17 protein-coding genes are annotated in these 18,477 nt (G+C 53.9%); 10 read left to right on the top strand and 7 right to left on the bottom strand.

Annotation, left to right across the window (positions count from 1 at the left end; all coding sequences use genetic code 11):
- Positions 1-39: 39 nt before the first annotated feature.
- Complete coding sequence (cobT, locus tag L2W58_RS10105) at positions 40-1,068, bottom strand: nicotinate mononucleotide-dependent phosphoribosyltransferase CobT (protein ID WP_255700499.1); 1,029 nt, start codon at positions 1,066-1,068, stop codon at positions 40-42.
- A gap of 65 nt (positions 1,069-1,133) precedes the next feature.
- Here cobT and L2W58_RS10100 point away from each other — a divergent pair, with 65 nt between their 5' ends.
- The 8 genes from L2W58_RS10100 to L2W58_RS10065 all read left to right on the top strand — a co-directional run bounded on the left by L2W58_RS10100 (position 1,134) and on the right by L2W58_RS10065 (position 9,126).
- Positions 1,134-2,588: a hypothetical protein gene (locus tag L2W58_RS10100; protein WP_236103217.1), complete on the top strand. Its 1,455-nt coding sequence runs from the start codon at positions 1,134-1,136 to the stop codon at positions 2,586-2,588.
- A gap of 6 nt (positions 2,589-2,594) precedes the next feature.
- Positions 2,595-2,951: a molecular chaperone DnaJ gene (locus tag L2W58_RS10095; RefSeq protein ID WP_236103216.1), complete on the top strand. Its 357-nt coding sequence runs from the start codon at positions 2,595-2,597 to the stop codon at positions 2,949-2,951.
- Positions 2,952-2,958: 7 nt separating this feature from the next.
- Complete coding sequence (locus L2W58_RS10090) at positions 2,959-3,426, top strand: hypothetical protein (protein WP_236103215.1); 468 nt, start codon at positions 2,959-2,961, stop codon at positions 3,424-3,426.
- Positions 3,427-3,710: 284 nt separating this feature from the next.
- A complete protein-coding gene (locus L2W58_RS10085) occupies positions 3,711-4,952 on the top strand; it encodes a hypothetical protein (RefSeq protein ID WP_236103214.1) in 1,242 nt (413 codons plus the stop codon).
- Positions 4,953-4,966: 14 nt separating this feature from the next.
- On the top strand, positions 4,967-6,169 hold the full coding sequence (locus tag L2W58_RS10080) for an aspartate kinase (protein ID WP_236103213.1): 1,203 nt from the start codon (positions 4,967-4,969) through the stop codon (positions 6,167-6,169).
- Complete coding sequence (locus L2W58_RS10075) at positions 6,160-7,164, top strand: aspartate-semialdehyde dehydrogenase (protein WP_236103212.1); 1,005 nt, start codon at positions 6,160-6,162, stop codon at positions 7,162-7,164. Before L2W58_RS10080 ends, L2W58_RS10075 begins: the two co-directional genes overlap by 10 nt.
- A gap of 14 nt (positions 7,165-7,178) precedes the next feature.
- Positions 7,179-8,228 (top strand): homoserine dehydrogenase, encoded by a 1,050-nt coding sequence (locus L2W58_RS10070; RefSeq protein ID WP_236103211.1) that lies wholly within the window; start codon positions 7,179-7,181, stop codon positions 8,226-8,228.
- Positions 8,209-9,126 (top strand): patatin-like phospholipase family protein, encoded by a 918-nt coding sequence (locus L2W58_RS10065; protein ID WP_236103210.1) that lies wholly within the window; start codon positions 8,209-8,211, stop codon positions 9,124-9,126. Before L2W58_RS10070 ends, L2W58_RS10065 begins: the two co-directional genes overlap by 20 nt.
- Before the next feature lie 2 nt (positions 9,127-9,128).
- Here L2W58_RS10065 and L2W58_RS10060 read toward each other — a convergent pair whose 3' ends face one another.
- The 6 genes from L2W58_RS10060 to L2W58_RS10035 all read right to left on the bottom strand — a co-directional run bounded on the left by L2W58_RS10060 (position 9,129) and on the right by L2W58_RS10035 (position 14,548).
- Positions 9,129-10,004 (bottom strand): DMT family transporter, encoded by an 876-nt coding sequence (locus tag L2W58_RS10060; protein ID WP_236103209.1) that lies wholly within the window; start codon positions 10,002-10,004, stop codon positions 9,129-9,131.
- A 4-nt stretch (positions 10,005-10,008) separates the two neighbouring features.
- The gene (locus L2W58_RS10055) at positions 10,009-11,130 is read right to left on the bottom strand and encodes a pyridoxal phosphate-dependent aminotransferase (RefSeq protein WP_236103208.1); all 1,122 of its coding nucleotides are present in this window, start codon (positions 11,128-11,130) and stop codon (positions 10,009-10,011) included.
- A gap of 115 nt (positions 11,131-11,245) precedes the next feature.
- Positions 11,246-11,890 (bottom strand): peroxiredoxin, encoded by a 645-nt coding sequence (locus L2W58_RS10050; protein ID WP_236103207.1) that lies wholly within the window; start codon positions 11,888-11,890, stop codon positions 11,246-11,248.
- A 70-nt stretch (positions 11,891-11,960) separates the two neighbouring features.
- Complete coding sequence (locus L2W58_RS10045; protein WP_236103206.1) at positions 11,961-12,152, bottom strand: FeoB-associated Cys-rich membrane protein; 192 nt, start codon at positions 12,150-12,152, stop codon at positions 11,961-11,963.
- Between the two features lie 3 nt (positions 12,153-12,155).
- Positions 12,156-14,312, bottom strand: coding sequence for a ferrous iron transport protein B (gene feoB, locus L2W58_RS10040; RefSeq protein WP_236103205.1), 2,157 nt, complete (start codon positions 14,310-14,312; stop codon positions 12,156-12,158).
- The gene (locus tag L2W58_RS10035; RefSeq protein ID WP_005660947.1) at positions 14,309-14,548 is read right to left on the bottom strand and encodes a FeoA family protein; all 240 of its coding nucleotides are present in this window, start codon (positions 14,546-14,548) and stop codon (positions 14,309-14,311) included. The genes feoB and L2W58_RS10035 overlap by 4 nt, the downstream gene beginning before the upstream one ends.
- A 155-nt stretch (positions 14,549-14,703) precedes the next feature.
- Here L2W58_RS10035 and L2W58_RS10030 point away from each other — a divergent pair, with 155 nt between their 5' ends.
- A complete protein-coding gene (locus L2W58_RS10030) occupies positions 14,704-16,587 on the top strand; it encodes a heavy metal translocating P-type ATPase (protein ID WP_236103204.1) in 1,884 nt (627 codons plus the stop codon).
- Positions 16,588-16,909: 322 nt separating this feature from the next.
- Positions 16,910-18,421, top strand: coding sequence for an SPFH domain-containing protein (locus tag L2W58_RS10025; protein WP_338033087.1), 1,512 nt, complete (start codon positions 16,910-16,912; stop codon positions 18,419-18,421).
- Positions 18,422-18,477: the final 56 nt, after the last annotated feature.

Genomic DNA, 18,477 nt, shown 5'->3' with positions numbered 1-18,477 from the left:
TCTTGTTAATATAGCCTTCCGAGATCCATTATATCCTTTTTATGCATTCGTTTCGACCATAGCGCCGTAGAGTTTTTCCGTCGAGGATATCACCTGAGAGGAGGAGATCCCGAGTCTCTCGGCGTACCAAACGGCGCCGCCAGCCCCCGCTCCTTCCTTGACGTATCCCTTTTCGTAGTCGCTCAATCCCGTCCAGGGCGAATCGGAGAAATCCAGAGGTGCCGACCATGTATTCACTCCTATCGCCTCGGCCAGACCTTTGAAGTCTGCGCTTTCATCTCTTGTCACGTAGCAGGTGGTGGCCACAGTGATAGGCCTGGATATCCCCATGTGTCTTGCCGCCGCCGCGACGGCCAACATCTGGGTTCCCCCTGCCAGCACGATCTCCTTTTCCCTAGGGGCCCCCGATACCAACCCTGCCACGATGGGCTGCATAGGGTCGCCTAATTCCTTCAGGGCTATAAGTCCTCTCTCCGCCAATCCTCCTCGCTCTATCCCCAACCTCGAAAAAGCCTCGTCTCTCAGACGGCGCTTGAGATCGGTCGGGTTTTCAGGGCCTGCGGAGGAGACCATCCCCCTGTATCCCAGGGCTTCCAGGACCAGAGAAGCCGTCGTGGTTCCTCCCGGCACAGATTCGCCTATCACCAGGGGGGCGTTGTCGGCGGATAGGGAACGGGCCAGTTCCCGGCCTCTTTGAAACAGCTCGTCCCCGTCAGGCAGTGAAGTGGTCTCGCCGGGGTTCAACCCCGGGCTTGCGCCGGTCTCCACATAAGGGGCCTTGGGGGCCACCGACGTGCCGGCCTTCACCAACGTCACGGGAAAATCGCTCTCGATCCTGGCGGCCCTGGTTATTATGGCCGGGGTCGGGTGTCCCTGAGGGTCCAGAGGTACCCAATCCACCACTCTTGGTCTTCCCCACCAGATCATGTCGGCGTCGGCCGGGGCGGTGTAGGGAAGTACATTTAGATTCGCCCCCGCTGCGGAGATTCCCGGTATTTTGCTTATATCCGTCGATCCTACGACTAGGATGAACATGGCAGAACTCCTCTCTCTGTGGTATCGTTCCATAGGTCTTGGAACGGACCTTGAGATGTTATCATACATGGAGACGGGACGTTAGGAGTTGAGCTTTTGTGAGGAAATCGATACTCTGGATCGGGCTTGCCGTTTCCCTTTCGGTCGGAGCGGCCTTCTTCTTTTTAGCCGGACCTGCCCTCGATCCCGGTGTTTTTCTGTGTCCCGACAAAGGAGGCTTCGTCGAGCTTCACGTAGAGAGATCCGACGTGGCTGCCGCCTGGCTCTCCGAGTTCGATGTCGTCACGGGAGGATCGGGGATCGAGTCTCTTTTAAAAAAGCACGAAGGGATTTTGGGAAGAGGGGCCTTTCGAGTTTCCCTCTCGGGAATGGGAATAGATCGTAGTTCCTTTCACGGAGCGGTCGAGATAGCCGATCCATCCAGGGCCGAATCGGTCCTTTCCTCCGTGATATCCTGGGCCGAGGGCAGGGGAATAGCTGTGAGGTCACTCGACGTAACCCTCCCGAAAAGCCTTAAGCCTATCTTCTCTCTGGAGGGACAGGTCGGAAGCATGTCCCTTGCTCTATGGGGAGAGGGATCGGCCGTACTGATTGCCGAAGATCCCGATAGATTGGCCACGATGGTCTCTGAGAGGAGATATGCCTCGAACAGAAAGACCGAGGGAGACGATTGGCTCAGGGTGCAGATCCCGACGAATCTGATGGTCCTCTCTGGGAAGGTGTCGTCGGACGAACGAGTCTCTCTGGAGTGGGGGCTCTCCATGGACGACGAAAAGGTGGTCCTCTCCTGTTGGAGCGACTGGGCGGACATGCTGTTGTCCCAAAAGAGGCGAGACGAGTTGGCGGCTATGGCTCCGGTCCCTATTTATGGAGAGGGGAAGATGGTAGGTCTCATGTCCTGGACCGGTTCGTTCGGAGATATGACGTCAAAACTAGGCGGAGAGGTCCGCGACGAGTTGGGGCCGGTGTTGGGCGATGCCAGATCCATAGGACTCGACGAGGACGACCTGCTGGGTATATTGGACGGGCGTGTCTCTTTGTCTATAGGAGTCGCCGCCGGTGGAATTCTGGGCGATTTTCCCGGATTCTACCTTCTCCTGGAGGGGGTCTCGAACGGACTTGGGAGAAAACTGGTGGATATAACAAGACCTCTTCCTCTGCCTTTCGGGGTAAGGAGGTTCGATCTTTCTGGATGGGAGGGGGGATTGGCCCTGGACATGCCAGTCACTGCGGTGATGGCATATGGAGACGAAGGCCTTGTGGTGGGTCTCATGCGCCCCGATAGCCTGAACGATAGCCCGGATGTTCCGAAATCTCTGGCCGAGGCGGCAGGCAAAGCCTCGCCTCACGTACTCGCATTGGACCTTCGAGCTCTCTCGAATACGGTGGAGATATATAGGGATCTAGCCAGGCTCTCCGGCATGGAACCGGTTTGGGAGATAATGGAGGACGTCGGGTTTCTTATAGCCCCCTGGGAAAGGGCGGTCATGGAGCCCGATGGTCTCGATAGGGCGACTTTCTTTCTGTTTCGCCGTACGATAGATAAGGAGTAGATAAAGATGAAGTACGATCCGGAGACAATGAAGGTCAAGCTGTGCAAAAAATGCAAAGGACTCGGTTTCGCCATAGGGAAAAGCGGCGAGAAGTTCGGATGTCCCGAGTGCAGCGGATCAGGCCGAGTCGTGATGAAGGTGCTTAAAGACGAATTCGCCCTGGACGAGTTGAACGAAAACCTGACGTTCGACAGAGAGACTATGAAGATCCGGGTGTGTAAAAGCTGCGCCGGTCTTGGGGCCTTCATATACGGTCCCGACGACAGCCGTCCCTGTCAGGATTGCGGTGGAACCGGGCGGATAGTGGTCCAGCAGATATCCACCGAGTACCAGCTTCACCATCTTGACGAATTCGAGGAGTGATGTGGTCGTGTCTTTGGAACATGCCGAGATACATGGAGTTCAGATAAGGGACATGGTATCGGTGACGGGAGAGGACGACCCTGTCTACAGAGGCGATCTCTATCTCGACGGAGTCAAGGTGGGGAGTTTCGAGGAGGATCCCGACGGAGGCCCTACAGGAATCTTCGTGGACGACGATATGACGGAGAGATTGCGGAAACGGATGGACCGTTACTTTCAGGGCGAGGGGCTCTCCGTGCAGGACGACGACGATTACGACCTGTTCTTCATCCGCCTGATAGAGATGGAAGAGCTGCTGTCCCTCTTCAGGGATCTGAAGGAGCGTGGCGGATTCTGCCTAGTCGCCGACTACACCGACGACGAGATGGTGGTGTACGAGGTAGCCGAGGAGGAGGGGATGGATCAGCTCATACTGGTGGAGAAGCTGGAGGACTACGACGTCTACCGTGATTTCGAGGACTTCGTAATAGCTTAGCTCATATGGGGGTTGACATTACAGGATAGCTGATGTATTATCCTCGTCAACATCTGCATTAAGCGGAAATTCTTCTCCCGGGAGGTAACTCGTCGTGAACTTCAAGTTTTTCGTCCTTGGAACCACTATGATGTGCACTACTAAGTTCGGCGACCCTTCCAGAGGAGTCGGCGCGTAGCTGCACGTACGCACCAGAAAGCTCATTCTGACCGGGTCTGCCTAAAAGAGGTGGACCCGGTTTTTTTGTATCCTCATCCAACGAGAAAGTCAGGAGTGTGATTTCATTGAGAGAACGTCTCTGTTTCGATAACGACGGAGCCCTGCGGTATCTGTCCGATCCCTCCAATCCCGTGGTGTCCAGGCTCATGGAAGTGATGTCTTCCTACGGAACTCCCGAGGAAATCAACGAAAAAGCGAAAGAGGCGGGAAAGCTGGAGAGCCTGATGAAACGTCTCGAGGAAGAGGGGTCCCCCTATCTGAAAGACGTCAGATGGTTAGAGGAAAGACGAAACGCGGGAGACTTCGTCTCGGTTAGAGAGTACCGTAAATCGATCTTGGAGAACAAAGACGCCTCCGTTGATTCCAGTCGTGCCGTTACGCTCGAGATAAGCGCGCTCCAGTTCTTTCCCTGGCTCATAGCAGAGGCCGAAAGGGCCATATCCCGAAAGGAACTCATGCCTGGCAGGTTCATCAGGGTCAGAAACATGGCTGAGCAGGTCGAAGACGACGGCGATCTATTGGCCGTGGCCGCCTCCATGAAGATCATGGGGGCTAGCCTCGTCGAGTCTCTGGACACCAGAGGGACCGACGGATCCAACGTACATCTCGGAGGTCCCGATACCATAACGGGCTATTTCGGCGGGATAGGTCAGCCGAACGACCACTGTTATCGATGGGTAGACGAGTTTCTGCATTACTACACCGAATACGGGGTGAAGCAGGTGCTAAACGTGAACCCCGGAACAGTCCTCCTTGGATGCCTTCTTCATCGCCTGGGAGTCGATGTAGAGTTCAAGATATCCGTGTTCATGGGCAACGACAACCCCGCTTCCGTCCTATGGACCCTCATGATGGCCAAGCTCCTCTCCAGAGAGGACGGTTCGACCCCTCTGGTAGGATTGAACCTCTCCAACTCCTGTGACGTCGAGACCGTCAGGGCGGTGGCCGAAATCCGAAAGGCCTTGGGGCTCGAGAAAGCAGTGAGGATAGAACATCACATAACCGAGCCTTGGAGACATATAGTCAGACAGCCTTACTGCCGAAGGGACGACCTTTTGGAATTGGCCGAGTCGATTCCCAACATATCGGCCAAACACGAAGGAGGCGATCCCGAGGTAGAGGGCAATTTGTCCGATCCCTCCTCGATAACCGATTATTTCATATCTAAAGCAGAGATCCTCGAAAAGGGGCTGATGGACAAGCTGGAGAGGGACTATCTCTCGAAGCACGATGCGGTCAACCATACTGCCAGGGCCCTGACGGAACGGGGACTAGCCTTCGTAGCGGCCCCTTTGCTGCACGATTAGGACGGGAACTAGTTATGGAAAGGGATGGCCAAAGGGTCGTACTGAAATTCGGAGGAAGTTCCGTCGGCTCGGCGGAGAAGATACGGGCCGTTTCGGAGAGGATTTCTGGATTTCTGGAGAGAGGTTGCAAGGTCGCGGTAGTCGTGTCGGCCATGGGAGACACCACCGACAGGTTGCTCGAGCTCGCTCGTTCAGTCGCTCCCGACGGGCCCTGTCCAAGGGAGCTGGATCAGCTTTTGGCTACCGGGGAACAGCAGTCCATAGCCCTGTTGAGCATGGCCTTGAGTAACCTTGGCATAGAGAGCAGATCCTTCTCCGGATCGCAGGCCGGCTTTATGGCCTTCGGCCGCCATGGCGAGGGTCGTATCAAGTCCGTGGATCCTCGCAGGGTCGTCTCCTGTATGGATCGAAACGTGGTCGCCGTGGTGGCGGGATTCCAGGGAATAGACGAAGACGGAGACGTTATAACTCTGGGACGGGGAGGGTCGGACCTCTCAGCCATAGCCCTCGCGGCGGCACTGGATGCCGAAAATTGTTACATATTCACCGACGTGGATGGAATATACACTGCCGATCCCAGAGTCGTGGAAAAAGCTTACAAGCTGGACAACCTCTCCTGGGATGAATGTCTGGAGATGACCGTGGCTGGAGCCAAGGTTCTCCAGGCGAGAAGCGTGGAGATGGCTATAAGAAGCGGCATAAACGTGTGTGTCGCCTCCAGTTTCGACGAGGGAAAGGAAGGGACCTGGATCATGAGGGATTGCATAGAGGAAAAAGCCGCAGTGAGGGCCGTATCCCAGGACGATGACGCAGCCAGGGTCGCTTTCGACGGTTGTTGCGATCCGTGTAACGTCGCCCGCAGACTATCCGAAAAAGGCATAGTGGCTCAGCTGGTTGTTCAGGACGGAAGGGCCATCTTCCTCATAAGGAGGAGCAGGCTCGAGGAAACCCTCAGGATCTGCGGCGAGCTTAAAGTCTCGGGACTGCGTTGGGAGGAGGGGCTTTCCAGGGTGTCCATAGTCGGTGCCGGGCTTGCAAACCATCCGGAGGTCTCCTCTCAGATATTGTCGGTTTTGGATGAGATCGGTGTCGAGGTGGAGATGCTTTTGCCATCGGCCATGTCGGTCACCTGCGTCGTAAAGGCTTCCGATGGAAAGGAGACTGTCCGTGCGCTTCACGGACGATTCTTAGAGGGAGGGTTCGTACTATGCGCGTAGCTGTTTTGGGAGCGACCGGACTGGTCGGGAAGGAGATGACCGCCACACTGGAGGCCAGAGGCTTCCCGGTGGATGACTTCAGGCCTCTTGCCTCTCCTAGGTCGGCCGGGACCAAGGTGAGATTTGACGGTCGGGATTGGGAAGTTCAGGCTGTCTCGCCCGAGGGATTCAAAGGGGTAGACGTGGCCATTTTCTCCGCCGGAGGAGACGCTTCGAGAAAATGGGCTCCTGTGGCAGCCGATATGGGGGCGGTCGTAGTGGACAACAGCTCCGCCTGGCGCATGGATCCCCAGGTTCCCCTGGTAGTCCCGGAGATAAACAAAAAGGCCGTGGAGGACCGTCCCAAGGGCATAATCGCCAATCCGAACTGTTCTACCATACACGGGGTGATGGCCTTATACCCGCTCCATAAAGAGGCCGGATTAAGCAGGATGATAGTTACGACGTTGCAGTCGGTGTCTGGCTCGGGATGGAAGGCCCTGGTGGAGCTGGAGGACGAGAGCAGGATGGTTCTCGACGGAAACGTCGAGGCAGCGGACGAAAGGGCCTCCGTCTACCCCCACAGGATAGCCTTCGGCGCAGTTCCCCAGGTAGGAAGCTTCGACGATCAGGGCTACACCGACGAAGAATGGAAGATGGTCAACGAATCCAGGAAAATAATGGGGGCTCCGGAACTTAAGGTCGATTGTACTTGCACCAGGGTTCCGGTGATGAGAGGCCATTCCCTTTCCATAACGGCCCAGTTCGAGAGAAAGATCTCTCCCTCCGAGGCCCGAGCGATACTGGTCGATGCCCCGGGAATAGTTCTGAAGGACGATCCGTCCTCCTCTATCTACCCTCTGGCCACCGATGCAGCCGGGACCGATCCGGTTTATGTGGGCAGGATAAGGGAGAGCCTCTCTCTGGAGAACGGTCTGGATATCTGGGTCGCATCGGATAACATACGAAAGGGTGCGGCGTTGAACGCCGTTCAGATCGCCGAGCTTTTGGCGTAGAAAGGAGGATTAGCATGGAGTTGGGAATAGCTTTGGTCGGTTTTGGAAACGTAGCCCAGGGGTTCGCCAGAATATTGATCAGAAAGAGGGATCTACTGACCACCAGATACGGAATAATCCCGGTCGTAAAGGCCGTGGTAACCGGATCGAAGGGGACCCTGTGGGATCCCTCCGGGCTGGACCTGGAGGCCGTTCTCGATTCCATGGTTAACCTCGAAGACCTGTCCGGGGTATCCGCCCTTCCCGCCACTCTCGACGAGATCCTCAAGGGCGACGAGGTATCGGTGGTGGTGGATACCACTCCTACCGATCTGGTCACTGGGGAGCCGGGGCTCTCAATAATAAAGAAGGCCATCGAATCGGGGAAACACGTGGTCAGCTCCAGCAAGGGGCCGGTATCGGTTGCTCTGCCTGAGTTGACAGACCTTGCCGCCGGACACGGGGTGGCCTACCGTTTCGAGGGAGCCCTTCTCAGCGGAACTCCGTCCATAAACCTGGCGATGGAGGCCATGGCAGGTTGCGATGTCGTTAAGGTTCAGGGTATAGTGAACGGTACGACCAACTACATCCTGACCAGGATGGAGGAGGGCATGGGATATGAGGATGCCCTCTCGGAGGCTCAGGACAGGGGATATGCAGAGGCCGATCCGTCCGGCGACGTCGACGGATGGGATGCGGCGGTAAAAGCCCAGATAATAGCGTCGGTCATAATGGGAGAACCTATATCTTTGGACCAGGTCGAAAGGCGTGGGATATCGGAGATATCTCGAGACGACGTGCTTGCCGCCCTGGAGAGAGGAAATCGGATAAAGCTTATAGCACAGGTCGAGCGTAGGGGGCGGAATGTGATAGCCTCCGTGTCTCCTATGGAGCTTTCGTTGAATCACCCTCTGGCCGGAGTCATGGGAGCCACCAACGCCATCACCTACGAGACCGACAACCTCAAGGACGTCACTATAGTGGGTCCCGGGGCTGGAAGAGAGGAGACCGGCCAGGCGCTTCTGGCCGATCTGCTGGCCATATTCAGGGAAAGGGGCGGTTCGGTTGTCCGCAGATCTGCGTGATGCCGTATCGAAAGGTCTTAAGATAGGGCTGGCCTTGGGAGGCGGAGCCGCCAGAGGCTGTGCCCATATAGGGGTTCTGCGCGCTCTGGAGGAGAAATCCATCCCTGTGGGATGTATCTCCGGTACCAGCATAGGAGCCATGGTGGGGGCCGTCTACGCCTCCGGAGGAATGGATCATCTGGAGGAGCTGCTTCTCAAGATGGACCTGCTGCAGTTGCTGTCTTATTTCGACGTGGTCTTCCCCCACTCGGGTCTGGTCGACGGAAGAAAGGTCACCGAACTGCTCAGAGGGATCTTGGGCGACAGATCCTTCGATGATCTGTCCGTTCCCTTTGCCGCAGTGGCCACCGATCTGAGGGACGGAAGCGAGGTGGTCCTCTCGTCCGGGGACGTCATCGACGCGGTAAGGGCAAGCATAGCCGTCCCGGGAGTGTTCACGCCCTTCGTCACCGAAGACGCCCTGTTGGTGGACGGCGGTCTGGTTGATCCGGTTCCGGTAAACGTGGTCAGGTCCCTGGGGGCCGAGTTCACAATAGCCGTAGATCTCAACCGTTACGTGGTGGGAAGCAAACAGGAACACAGGACGGGCGGTGGACTTAGAAGAAAAAAGATCAGGAAAGGCGACGGTCCCTCCCTGGTGGACTCTCTGATAGACGAGATCAGCTCTCTGATGAGCGACGAGGATAAAGGTAAAAAATCAAAGGGGCCGGGTTTGATAGACGTCATGGTCACCTCCATAAATATAATGGAAAGCTCCATAACGGAGAACAGGCTTAAGGTGGACTCTCCGGAGCTACTGATTGCACCGAGGCTCGGTCATATTCGTTTCATGGAGTTTTTTCGGGCGGAGGAGGCTATGGAGGCCGGTTACAGGGCCGCCATGGACCTCCTGTCCTGATGCTAGAGGCCCTTTCTGGCCCTCTGGGCCATATGGACCCCCATAAGGATGAGACATCCACCGATTATCGTCTTGAGCCCTAGAGGTTCGCCGAACAAGAACAACGCCATAACCGACGAACAGACCGGTTCACCCAACAAGACCACCGATACCACCGAAGGACTCACCCACCTGAGAGCCCAGTTATAGGCGGAGTGACCTAACAACTGGGGGATGATGGCCATCCCCCAGAATGCCCACCACGTGCCGGAGGAGAATCCCCAGGTTCGATAGGGACCGATCAGAGCCACTGTCCAAAGAAGAATCGCTGCCGTTCCGTAGCAGACCGACACGTAGGAGAGCAGCGATACCTTCTCCCTGACCCTTCTCCCTAGCAGGAGATAGATGGCCATGGTTATCGCTCCAAGTACGGCCAGAAGATCCCCCTTCCACGCCTCCGAACCGGAGGAGAAATCCCCCCAGCCTATGATAACGGCTCCCGACACGGCCACGGCTATAGCGGTCGCGGTCTTTCCGTTGATCCTTTCACCGGTGAGGAAGGGGGCCATCATCGCCACCCATAGAGGTGCCGTGTTGACCAGAACCACACAGCTGGCCACCGAGATGAAGCTCAGGGACGATATCCACGAGGCGAAGTGGACCGCCAGCGCCGTCCCGGATAGAACCGTATCCTTCCAGTCCCTGGAGGACAGGGACCTTATCTCGTCTCTTCGAAGCATGAAAGCCATCGGCACCAGAACGAGAGAGGCCAGGCCGACCCTGTATGCTGCCACCGTCAAGGACGGAGCGTTCGCCGCCTTGGCGAAGATGGACCCCGTAGACGTTGCGAACACCGCCAGAAACATCACCAAGTCGGCGCTTCGCTCCCTTAACCTCATGGCATCACCTGGGAAGGGACGAGACCATGTCTCTCCATCTCGTCCTGAAATCTTCGAATTGATCCTCCGGGGGAACCCTCAACCTCACAGAATTGTCGCCTATCCCTAGAAAACCCGATCCGGGAGCGGTCTTTATCCCATGCTCCATCAGCATATCGTAGAGATTTGCTTCCCTGTAGTCGTAGGTCACCATCATGATGGACACCGACGGATGGGTCTTCGCCACGGAGAACCGGGGAGACTCGATTATCCTGTCCACTGTAGCCCTCTTCAGCCTGGCGACCTCCCGTCTCATGGACGGTAGAAACTCATCAGCCTCGTCCAGCGCCATAGGTATCGCTGCGAAAGCCAGTGCGTCCACGGTGAAGGGGGGGCTAACCCTCAGATAGAGATCCCTTGCTAGGGGAGATCGAAATACCCCGTATCCTCCCCTTATGCCTGCCATTCCCCAACCCTTGGAAAAACTGCGAAGACAGAGGATGTTGTCCCGTTTCAGGTTCAGACAGGACGTGGATTCGTCGACGAAATCTCCGTAAGCCTCGTCCACTATCACCAGGGCATCCCTTTTATCCGCGGCCGCCACTATTCTGTCCAGGTCGTCCAAGGACATCAGCTGACCCGTCGGGTTGTGGGGACGATCGATGTAGACCAGAGATATCGAATCGTCCAGTGCCTCCAGTAGCCGGTCTGCATCTATTTCGTAGGAGGGGCCCTCCAGATTCACCGCTTTGAAGTCGCATCCGGAAAGCTGGAAATGGACCGGGGCGTCGGTGAACTGTGGAGCCATGCCCAAGATTCGTCCTCCCGGGGCGCCCAAAGCCTTGGCCAGCACCACCAGGATGGTGTCCGTTCCGTTGGCAAAAACCAGTTCTTCTTGAGACACCAGATCTTTCCAGAAACGGCAGACCGGCTCGGTCAACCTCTCCGACGGAGGAACGTAAGACGAAAGATCTTCTCCAAAAGCCTTTCCGAAGGCGGACACGACTCCGCAGGGAGCCCCTATAGGGCTAGATCCCAGGGCGCAGTCTACGGAGAAACTTCTCTTTTCGACTGTGTTGACGTAAAGCTCGGTGGTGGTGTCCCTCAGTCCCTGCGGGATCGTCTTTCTCCAGTCCAATGGCGCCATCTCCTTTTGACGTTTGATCCCCCATTTATACCAGTGAAAGACCGAGGGTTCAACGTGAAAAGGAGAGGACCCCCTGAGGGATCCTCTCCTGGACTTCCGTTTTTTCGAGACGATCTTAATCGAGTTTCTTGTGGCAGAACCACCAGTCGAAATTCTCGTACTCGGTCAGTCTCTTTTTCGCGTTTTCGACGTCGCTCGCCGGAGGAACGATCACGGAATCCCCGATAATCTCGTTTTCCGGCCAGTTCGCAGGCATGGCAACACCGTTCTTCTCGCTTATCTGAAGGGCCTTGACCATGCGCAGCACCTCGTCCATGTTTCTGCCGAGCTCCTGCGGGTAGTAGAGGATCGCCCTTATTATGCCGTTCGGGTCGACTATGAATACGGCCCTTACGGTGTTGGATCCCTTGCCGGGGTGTATCATGCCGAGCTGTTTGCCGACCGTGCCGTCGTCGGCGATTATGGGAAACTGGATCTCGACGTCCAGATTCTCCTCTATCCATTGTTCCCATTTGATGTGAGCGAAGACCTGGTCGATGCTCATTCCGATGAGTTCGCAGTTCAACTCCTTGAACTTATCGTATCTCTTCTGGAAAGCCACGAACTCGGTAGTGCAGACCGGGGTGAAGTCCGCCGGGTGGCTGAAGAGCACGAACCACTGCCCGGCGTAATCGTTGGGGATGGTTTTCTTACCTCTGGTAGTTACTACCTTAAGCTCCGGCATAGCCTCGCCGATAAGGGGTATCCTGTTTTCCATCATAAAGCACCTTCCTTTGCGATGTTTTTTAGTTCTGGTTCTTGTTATCAGTATAGCATGTGTCTCTCGATGCCTATCCTTGTGGCTTTTCTCTATCGTCTTCTCCCGGCTCGATTCGGATATCGCAACCGTTGCAGCTGGAGGACGTCCCACAGCCGGAACACCCGGAACATCCGCAGCCTCCTCTCTTTATCAACGATCTGAATCGCCTGAAGAGGATCCATCCGGCGAAGGCCACTATAACGGCTACTACGAGTTTTTCCATAATCTACCCTCCTATGGACTGTATAAACGCCCCTCCCTGATAGACCGCCACCGCCAACAGATAGGCCAAAAGGGTATTGAACGTCATGGAGAAGGCCGCCCATTTCCATGAGCCGGCCTCCTTGGCGATGCAGACCACGGTTACGAAACATGGGGCGTAGAACATGGTGAATATTATCAGCGCCAATGCTTTGAGGGGCGACCAGTCTGGAGACCTCTCTATTATGGATGCCAGACCGCCGCTTTCCTCCGGATCTACCTCGCCTAGGGAATAAGCCGTCCCAAGCGTCGACACTACGACCTCTTTGGCGGCGAAACCTCCGACAAGTGCGATGTTGTCCCTCCAGTCGAACCCGGCCCAAGAGGTTACTTTCTCCAAAGCGGTCCCGATTCGCCCGGCGTAGGAACGCCGCAGGGCCTCCTGGGCCTCCATTCCGTCTATCTCTGACAGTATCTTGGTCCGCTTTTCCTGAGACAGTTCGTCCGAGACCTTTTCCCTCATGTTCTCGAACTTGACTGTAGCCTTTTCGTCCAGTCCGGGATAGGTCATCATCGCCCATAGAAGTATCGATATCCCCAAGATGACGGTGCCGGCTTTCTTTATGTATTGCCATGTTCTCTCCCATGTGTGTATCAGAAGTCCTCGAAAGGTGGGGAAACGGTAGGTTGGCAGCTCCATCACAAAGGGAGTGGTCTCCCCTCGAAGGATCGTCGAACGGAGAAGCCGGGCGGCCAACATGGCTCCTATCCACGATATTGCCGTTATCAGAAGCATCATTCGGGTTTCCCCTTCAGGGAAGAAAACCCCTATCAATAGGGCGAACACCGGCAGCTTCGCCCCGCAGTTCATGAAGGGAACGGTCAGTAAGGTGGCCAATCGTTCCTTGGGCGACTTTATCGTTCTGGCCGCCATGACTCCTGGAACGGCGCATCCTCCGGCGATGCCTCCTGAGATTATGAAAGGCATCACCGAACTGCCATGTAGTCCGAAAACTCTGAAGACCCTGTCCAGCATGAAAGCCACCCTTGCCAGATATCCGGTGTCCTCCAAGAAGGATATCCCGAGAAACATCAGGAATATGAGGGGAACGAATCCCATAACACCTCCGACCCCGTCTATCACTCCCGACATTACCATCGATTTCAACGGTCCTTCAGACATATAATCGTTCGCCAGAGATCCTATCCACCCGAAAAAGCTCTCGAACCATCCCACCGGTATCTCGCTGTAGGCGAAGGTTATATGGTAAAGGGTCCCCAGGACGGCGAGCATAACTATGGGGCCCACGAAACGGTGGGTCACTATGGCGTCTATCCTGTCGGACACGCTCTTGGCCTCTCTGTCCTTTCTGTATATCAGAACGCCTTGCTGGAGGATCGATTTTATATACCCGTAACGATGGTCCGCTATTAAGGCCTCCGCGTAAGTGTCCAGTGTGGCTCTCAAGTGGGAGTCCAGAGTTTCGGCCATGCCGTTAAGTTTTTTCTCCAGCTCCGGGGCTCTCTCCGCTATGGAGATCTTTATAGTCTCGTCCCCTTCGAGATACTTCAGAGCTGACCATCTCGGCCTTATCGCCTCGTCCAATATCGGGTCCTGGTCTATAGCCCTGGCCATCTCGTCCAGAACCGGGTCGATATCGGGGCCGTAGGAGATCTTAAAAGGCTCCGGGTCCTTTCCTGCTATCTCCAGGGCCCGATTCATCATCTCGTGGATTCCCTCGGATTTTCTGGCGACTATGGGGACCACCGGGGTTCTCATTAGAGAAGACAGCTTGTCCGTGTCTATCTCCATACCTCTCGACTCGGCCACGTCCATCATGTTCAATGCCAGGCATACCGGAAGGCCCATCTCCTTCAGCTGGACCGACAGGTACAGGTTCCTCTCTAGATTGGAGGAGTCGACTATGTCGATCACCACGTCCGGCGTCTGTCGGATAAGGAAATCCCTGGCTACCTCCTCCTCGGCGGAGTAGGCGGAGAGAGAGTATATTCCCGGAAGGTCCTCGACCTCCACCGATATACCGTCGTGATTGTAGGTTCCCCTTTTGTGTTCCACCGTCACTCCCGGATAGTTGCCGACGTGTTGTCTGGCTCCGGTCAGACCGTTGAAGAGTGTCGTCTTTCCCGAGTTCGGATTTCCCGCCAGGGCTACGGTGGTCATCTTTCCTCCACCTCCACGTCTATGTAGTCCGCCTCGCTGTCTCTAAGGGTCAAGGTAAAGTCGCCAACCCTTATGGCCACTGGGTCGTAGAGAGGAGCCCTTCCCATTATTCTAATAGTCGTTCCCGGAGTAAGCCCCATATCCCTTATTCGTCTGCCCAGCTCCCCCTCGGCCCTCACCTTGGCGATGGTCCCGGTCTGGTTATCCTCCATCTGTCTCATGGCTATCTTGACCACGTTATTTCCCCCTCTGCGAGCTATGCGTACTTTGTTTGGCGATAATACCATACCGTTTCGGTAGGATCAAGAGACCTCTCTTTGTGAAGAGAGTAAGTTATGTTGACGTGACTAACTTTTTTTGGTATCCATATGCTTTTAGAGGAGGAAATGTGATGGCTCATGATTTTGCTAGAAAAATAGTCGAAGGAGGAGAACGGTCTTTAGGGGGGTTTTTCTTCTTTTTTGTTGGAGGATGTCTTTTGATCGCGTCGCTTTTTTCCATCTCGATATATGGTTATGGAGAGAGAACGTCCCTGCTTTCGATGGGAGCCGCTGTATTTATGGGAACCCCTCTTATCTTGAGAGCCGTTAGAGAGCTTTTCGAAGAATCGTCGGAAATGAACGAACTGGCCGCTTTAGGTGTTACAGCTACTTTCGTGTCGGGGCGTTTTATAACTTCCGCCACTATTTCCTTTGTAATTGTGCTTTCCGCATTGTTGGAAGGACGTTCTGCGAGAGGAGCGAGGGAGAGTCTGAAAGAGCTCCTGGATTTGAAACCTCCTAAGGGAACGGTTTTCCGCGATGGGGTGTGGCTTAACGTAGAAGCGGGAGATCTTGTCGTCGGAGATGAACTCAGGATCATCCCGGGGGAGAGGGTTCCTGCCGACGGAGTAGTCCTGAATGGAGAGACTTCGATTAACGAATCGACTATTACGGGAGAATCCCTACCTGCTGAGAAAAAAGGAGGCGACGACGTCTATGCTGGGACGGTCAATTTGACCGGAACGGTTATCTGTCGAGTGACGTCGGTGGGGTCCGAGACGACCTTGGGAAAGGTACAGAAAATGATTTCCGATGCGGAAAAATCTCGTACTCCTGTTATGAGAATGATAGATCGTTACGCCAGGTGGTATGTGCCGGTGGTGATGCTACTTTCCGGAGCGGTTTTCTTTGTCACCGGTGATTTGGATAGAGTGGTTTCGATGGTGGTCGTAGCGTGTCCTTGCTCCATTCTTTTGGCTGGACCTACCGCGGTTGTGGCCTTACTTGGAGTGGCTGCTCGATTGGGGGTTCTAATAAAGGATGTATCCCATCTCGAGGTAGCCGAGAGACTTACGACGATAGTTCTCGACAAGACCGGAACCGTTACCACCGGTCATCTAGAGGTTATGGAAATCTCTTCATGTGATCCCATAAATAAGAAGAGGCTTCTTTCTTTAGCTTGTTCCTTGGAAAAGGATTCAAGTCATCCGATCGCGAGATCTCTCTGTGAAAAAGCGAGCTTTATGGGATTGGATTTTCTTCCTACCGAGGCGATGAAAGAAGTTCACGGAATGGGAGTTTTGGGAAAAGTGGATGGTAGATCTGTAATGGTGGGGAGACGGTCTTGGATTTTATCCTCTGGCGTTGATGTTCCCGACATAGAAAATAGCCACTTTGGGCAAAGTGTATTGTTTGTCGCCGTGGACGGTGTCTTTGCTGGAGAGATATATCTTGAAGATAGAGTAAAGGACGACGTAAAGTCATCCCTTCTCGACATAAGGAACCGAGGAGTCGATAAAATCATTCTTCTGTCGGGAGACAGAAAAACGGTGGTCGAAAGGGTCTCCGAGGCGATAGGAGTGTCTTTTTGGGAGTCCGGGATGTTGCCGCATCAAAAGATGGATTATGTTTCGGAGTTAAAAGAAAAGGGTGAGATCGTTGCGGTAGTCGGAGACGGCGTTAACGACGGTCCCGCTCTTTCCGCGGGAGATCTTTCCATTGCGATGGGAGCTGCCGGAAGCGGTATCGCCATATCTTCGTCATCGATAGCGTTGATGAAAGACGATATATCGAAGATTCCTCTTGTGATGGATCTTGCCAAAGAGAGTCTGACCATCATGAGACAAAATCTGCATTTTGCTCTCATAGCTATAACTTTGTCCATGATTCTAGGGGCTGTAGGAGTATTGCATCCGATAGCCGCTGCTATCTTACATGGTGGAACTTCTTTAGCGGTGGTTTTCAACTCCGCCAGGTTAATGAGGTTTAAAGGAGGGGCTGTCCTTGACGTTTGATCTTTTTCGAAAGATCCCCTTTCAGGGGTTCGTCGTTCAGGTCGTTATAGTTCTTTTAGGTTCAGCTACGTCCTTTTTGGGAAATTCCGAAATAGGGTCTTTCGGCCTTGTTTTTCTATGGGCATCTCTTGTCCCTTGGGGTGCTCTATTGTTTTCGGAGTCGTCGGGAAAAGATCCATCTCTTTTCTCCGAGGAGTGGCGTTTCTCCGTGGCGGGCCTCATCGTAGCGGTGTTGGTTTTAGGTTCTCTCTCTCATGTCTTCAACGCATCGAGACGAGGTTTTACCCATGGTTTATCTATAGGAACAGTTTTGCCTTTAGTGATGGCTATCCCCGTAATCTCGTGGTTTGCTAAATCCTATATGGAGGATCTCGTAGGTAAGGATAGCCCCCTGATTCCTTGTTTAGGCTATCTAAGAGGAAGTTTCATCGTGGGAACGTTAATGGTTGCTCAAGTTATACTATGTCATTTTGGCAGGTACGATATCTCTAAGCTTCTTGGGCGGGTTCTCCTTTCGTTTAATTTGGCGGTGGCCTTGGAATTGCTTTTTTCGTTGGTTCTCGAATGGTATCGTCCTGTTGAGGACAATGTTACCCGTTGGACACATGAATCACGCATATTATATCTTTTGAGCAGATCTTCTTCCTTAAAAAAAACCGTAAGGGAATTCTTCCTCTATCAGTTTGGAGTAGATCCCTCCAAAAGCTGGTTTCTTCGAATGATATGGCGTTTTTTACCTATAGGGGCCTTCTTCGTCTGTCTCTTGCTTCTCGGACTTTCCTCCTTGGAAATAGTACCTTCGGGGTATAGAGCAGTCCTTTTACGTTGGGGGCGACCTGTATCGGAGCTTTCTCAAGGAATTCATCTCAAATATCCCTGGCCTATAGATCGAACCGTCCTTATCGATATCGGTAGAGTGAGACGGATACATGTAGGGTCTCATAGTCCCACTTCGATAGACGGTAACATATACGTCAAAGGAGTTCCTATATTATGGACAAACGAACATGGATTGAGGTCGGAAAGCTATCTGCCGGTCTCTCCTCCCGCCGATATCGCCGATGTCGTTATGGGAGAAAGGGTTCCATCGGTCTCCCTGGTCGGAGCGGACGTCTTTGTAGAGTTTAGAATCGTAAAGCCCTTGGCTTTTTTGAATTCGGGAGAGGATGGAATCGAGCTTTTTAGAAAGAAAGCTGAACGAACGACCTCTAGAACGTTCGTCAAGTACGATGTCGATACCATCATAGGAAAGGGACGTAGGGAGGCAGCCCAGAAAATCCTCGAGGAGCTTAAAGTGATATCGGATTCGATGAATCTGGGTCTTTCTGTCGAGTATGTAGGAATAGTAGGGGTTCATCCTCCTCAGATAGTGGCTTCTTTTTTTGAGGAAACGGTCTCCGCTCTTCAGGAAAAAGAGACGGTTATTCAATGGGCTCGCCAGGCCGCCATATTGAGAATGACCGAGACTGTCGGAGATGCGGAGATCGCGGAAGATTTAATTGGTGAAATTTCTTCCGTTCACGGCAGGTCCGATGAGATAGATTCGGTTCTTATGAAAAGTGGCGGAAAGGTCGCCTCTGTTCTAGGCGAGGCCGTAAGTTATAAAGTCATAAGAGAATCGGACGAGGAAGTTCGTTATGAACGTTTTTTGTCTCAGTTCAACATATTTTCAAGTGCTCCTAGTTATTATGGAAATAGTTTGTATCTTGACGTTTTGGATAAAACTCTTCCTTTTCGTCGTAAATATTTAATACCTAAAGACAGAGACGATATGATGTTTGGCCTTTCCGGTTATAGTGGACCCGGAAAAATGGACCACCGAGTAAGTTGCTAGGTTAAGGTCAAGAACAGGCTGCTGTATCATAGGTCTCAGAAAGAGGGGGACATAAT

Source organism: Dethiosulfovibrio faecalis (genome assembly GCF_021568795.1).
GTDB lineage: Bacteria > Synergistota > Synergistia > Synergistales > Dethiosulfovibrionaceae > Dethiosulfovibrio > Dethiosulfovibrio faecalis.
This window is presented reverse-complemented; position numbering and strand designations above follow the sequence as displayed.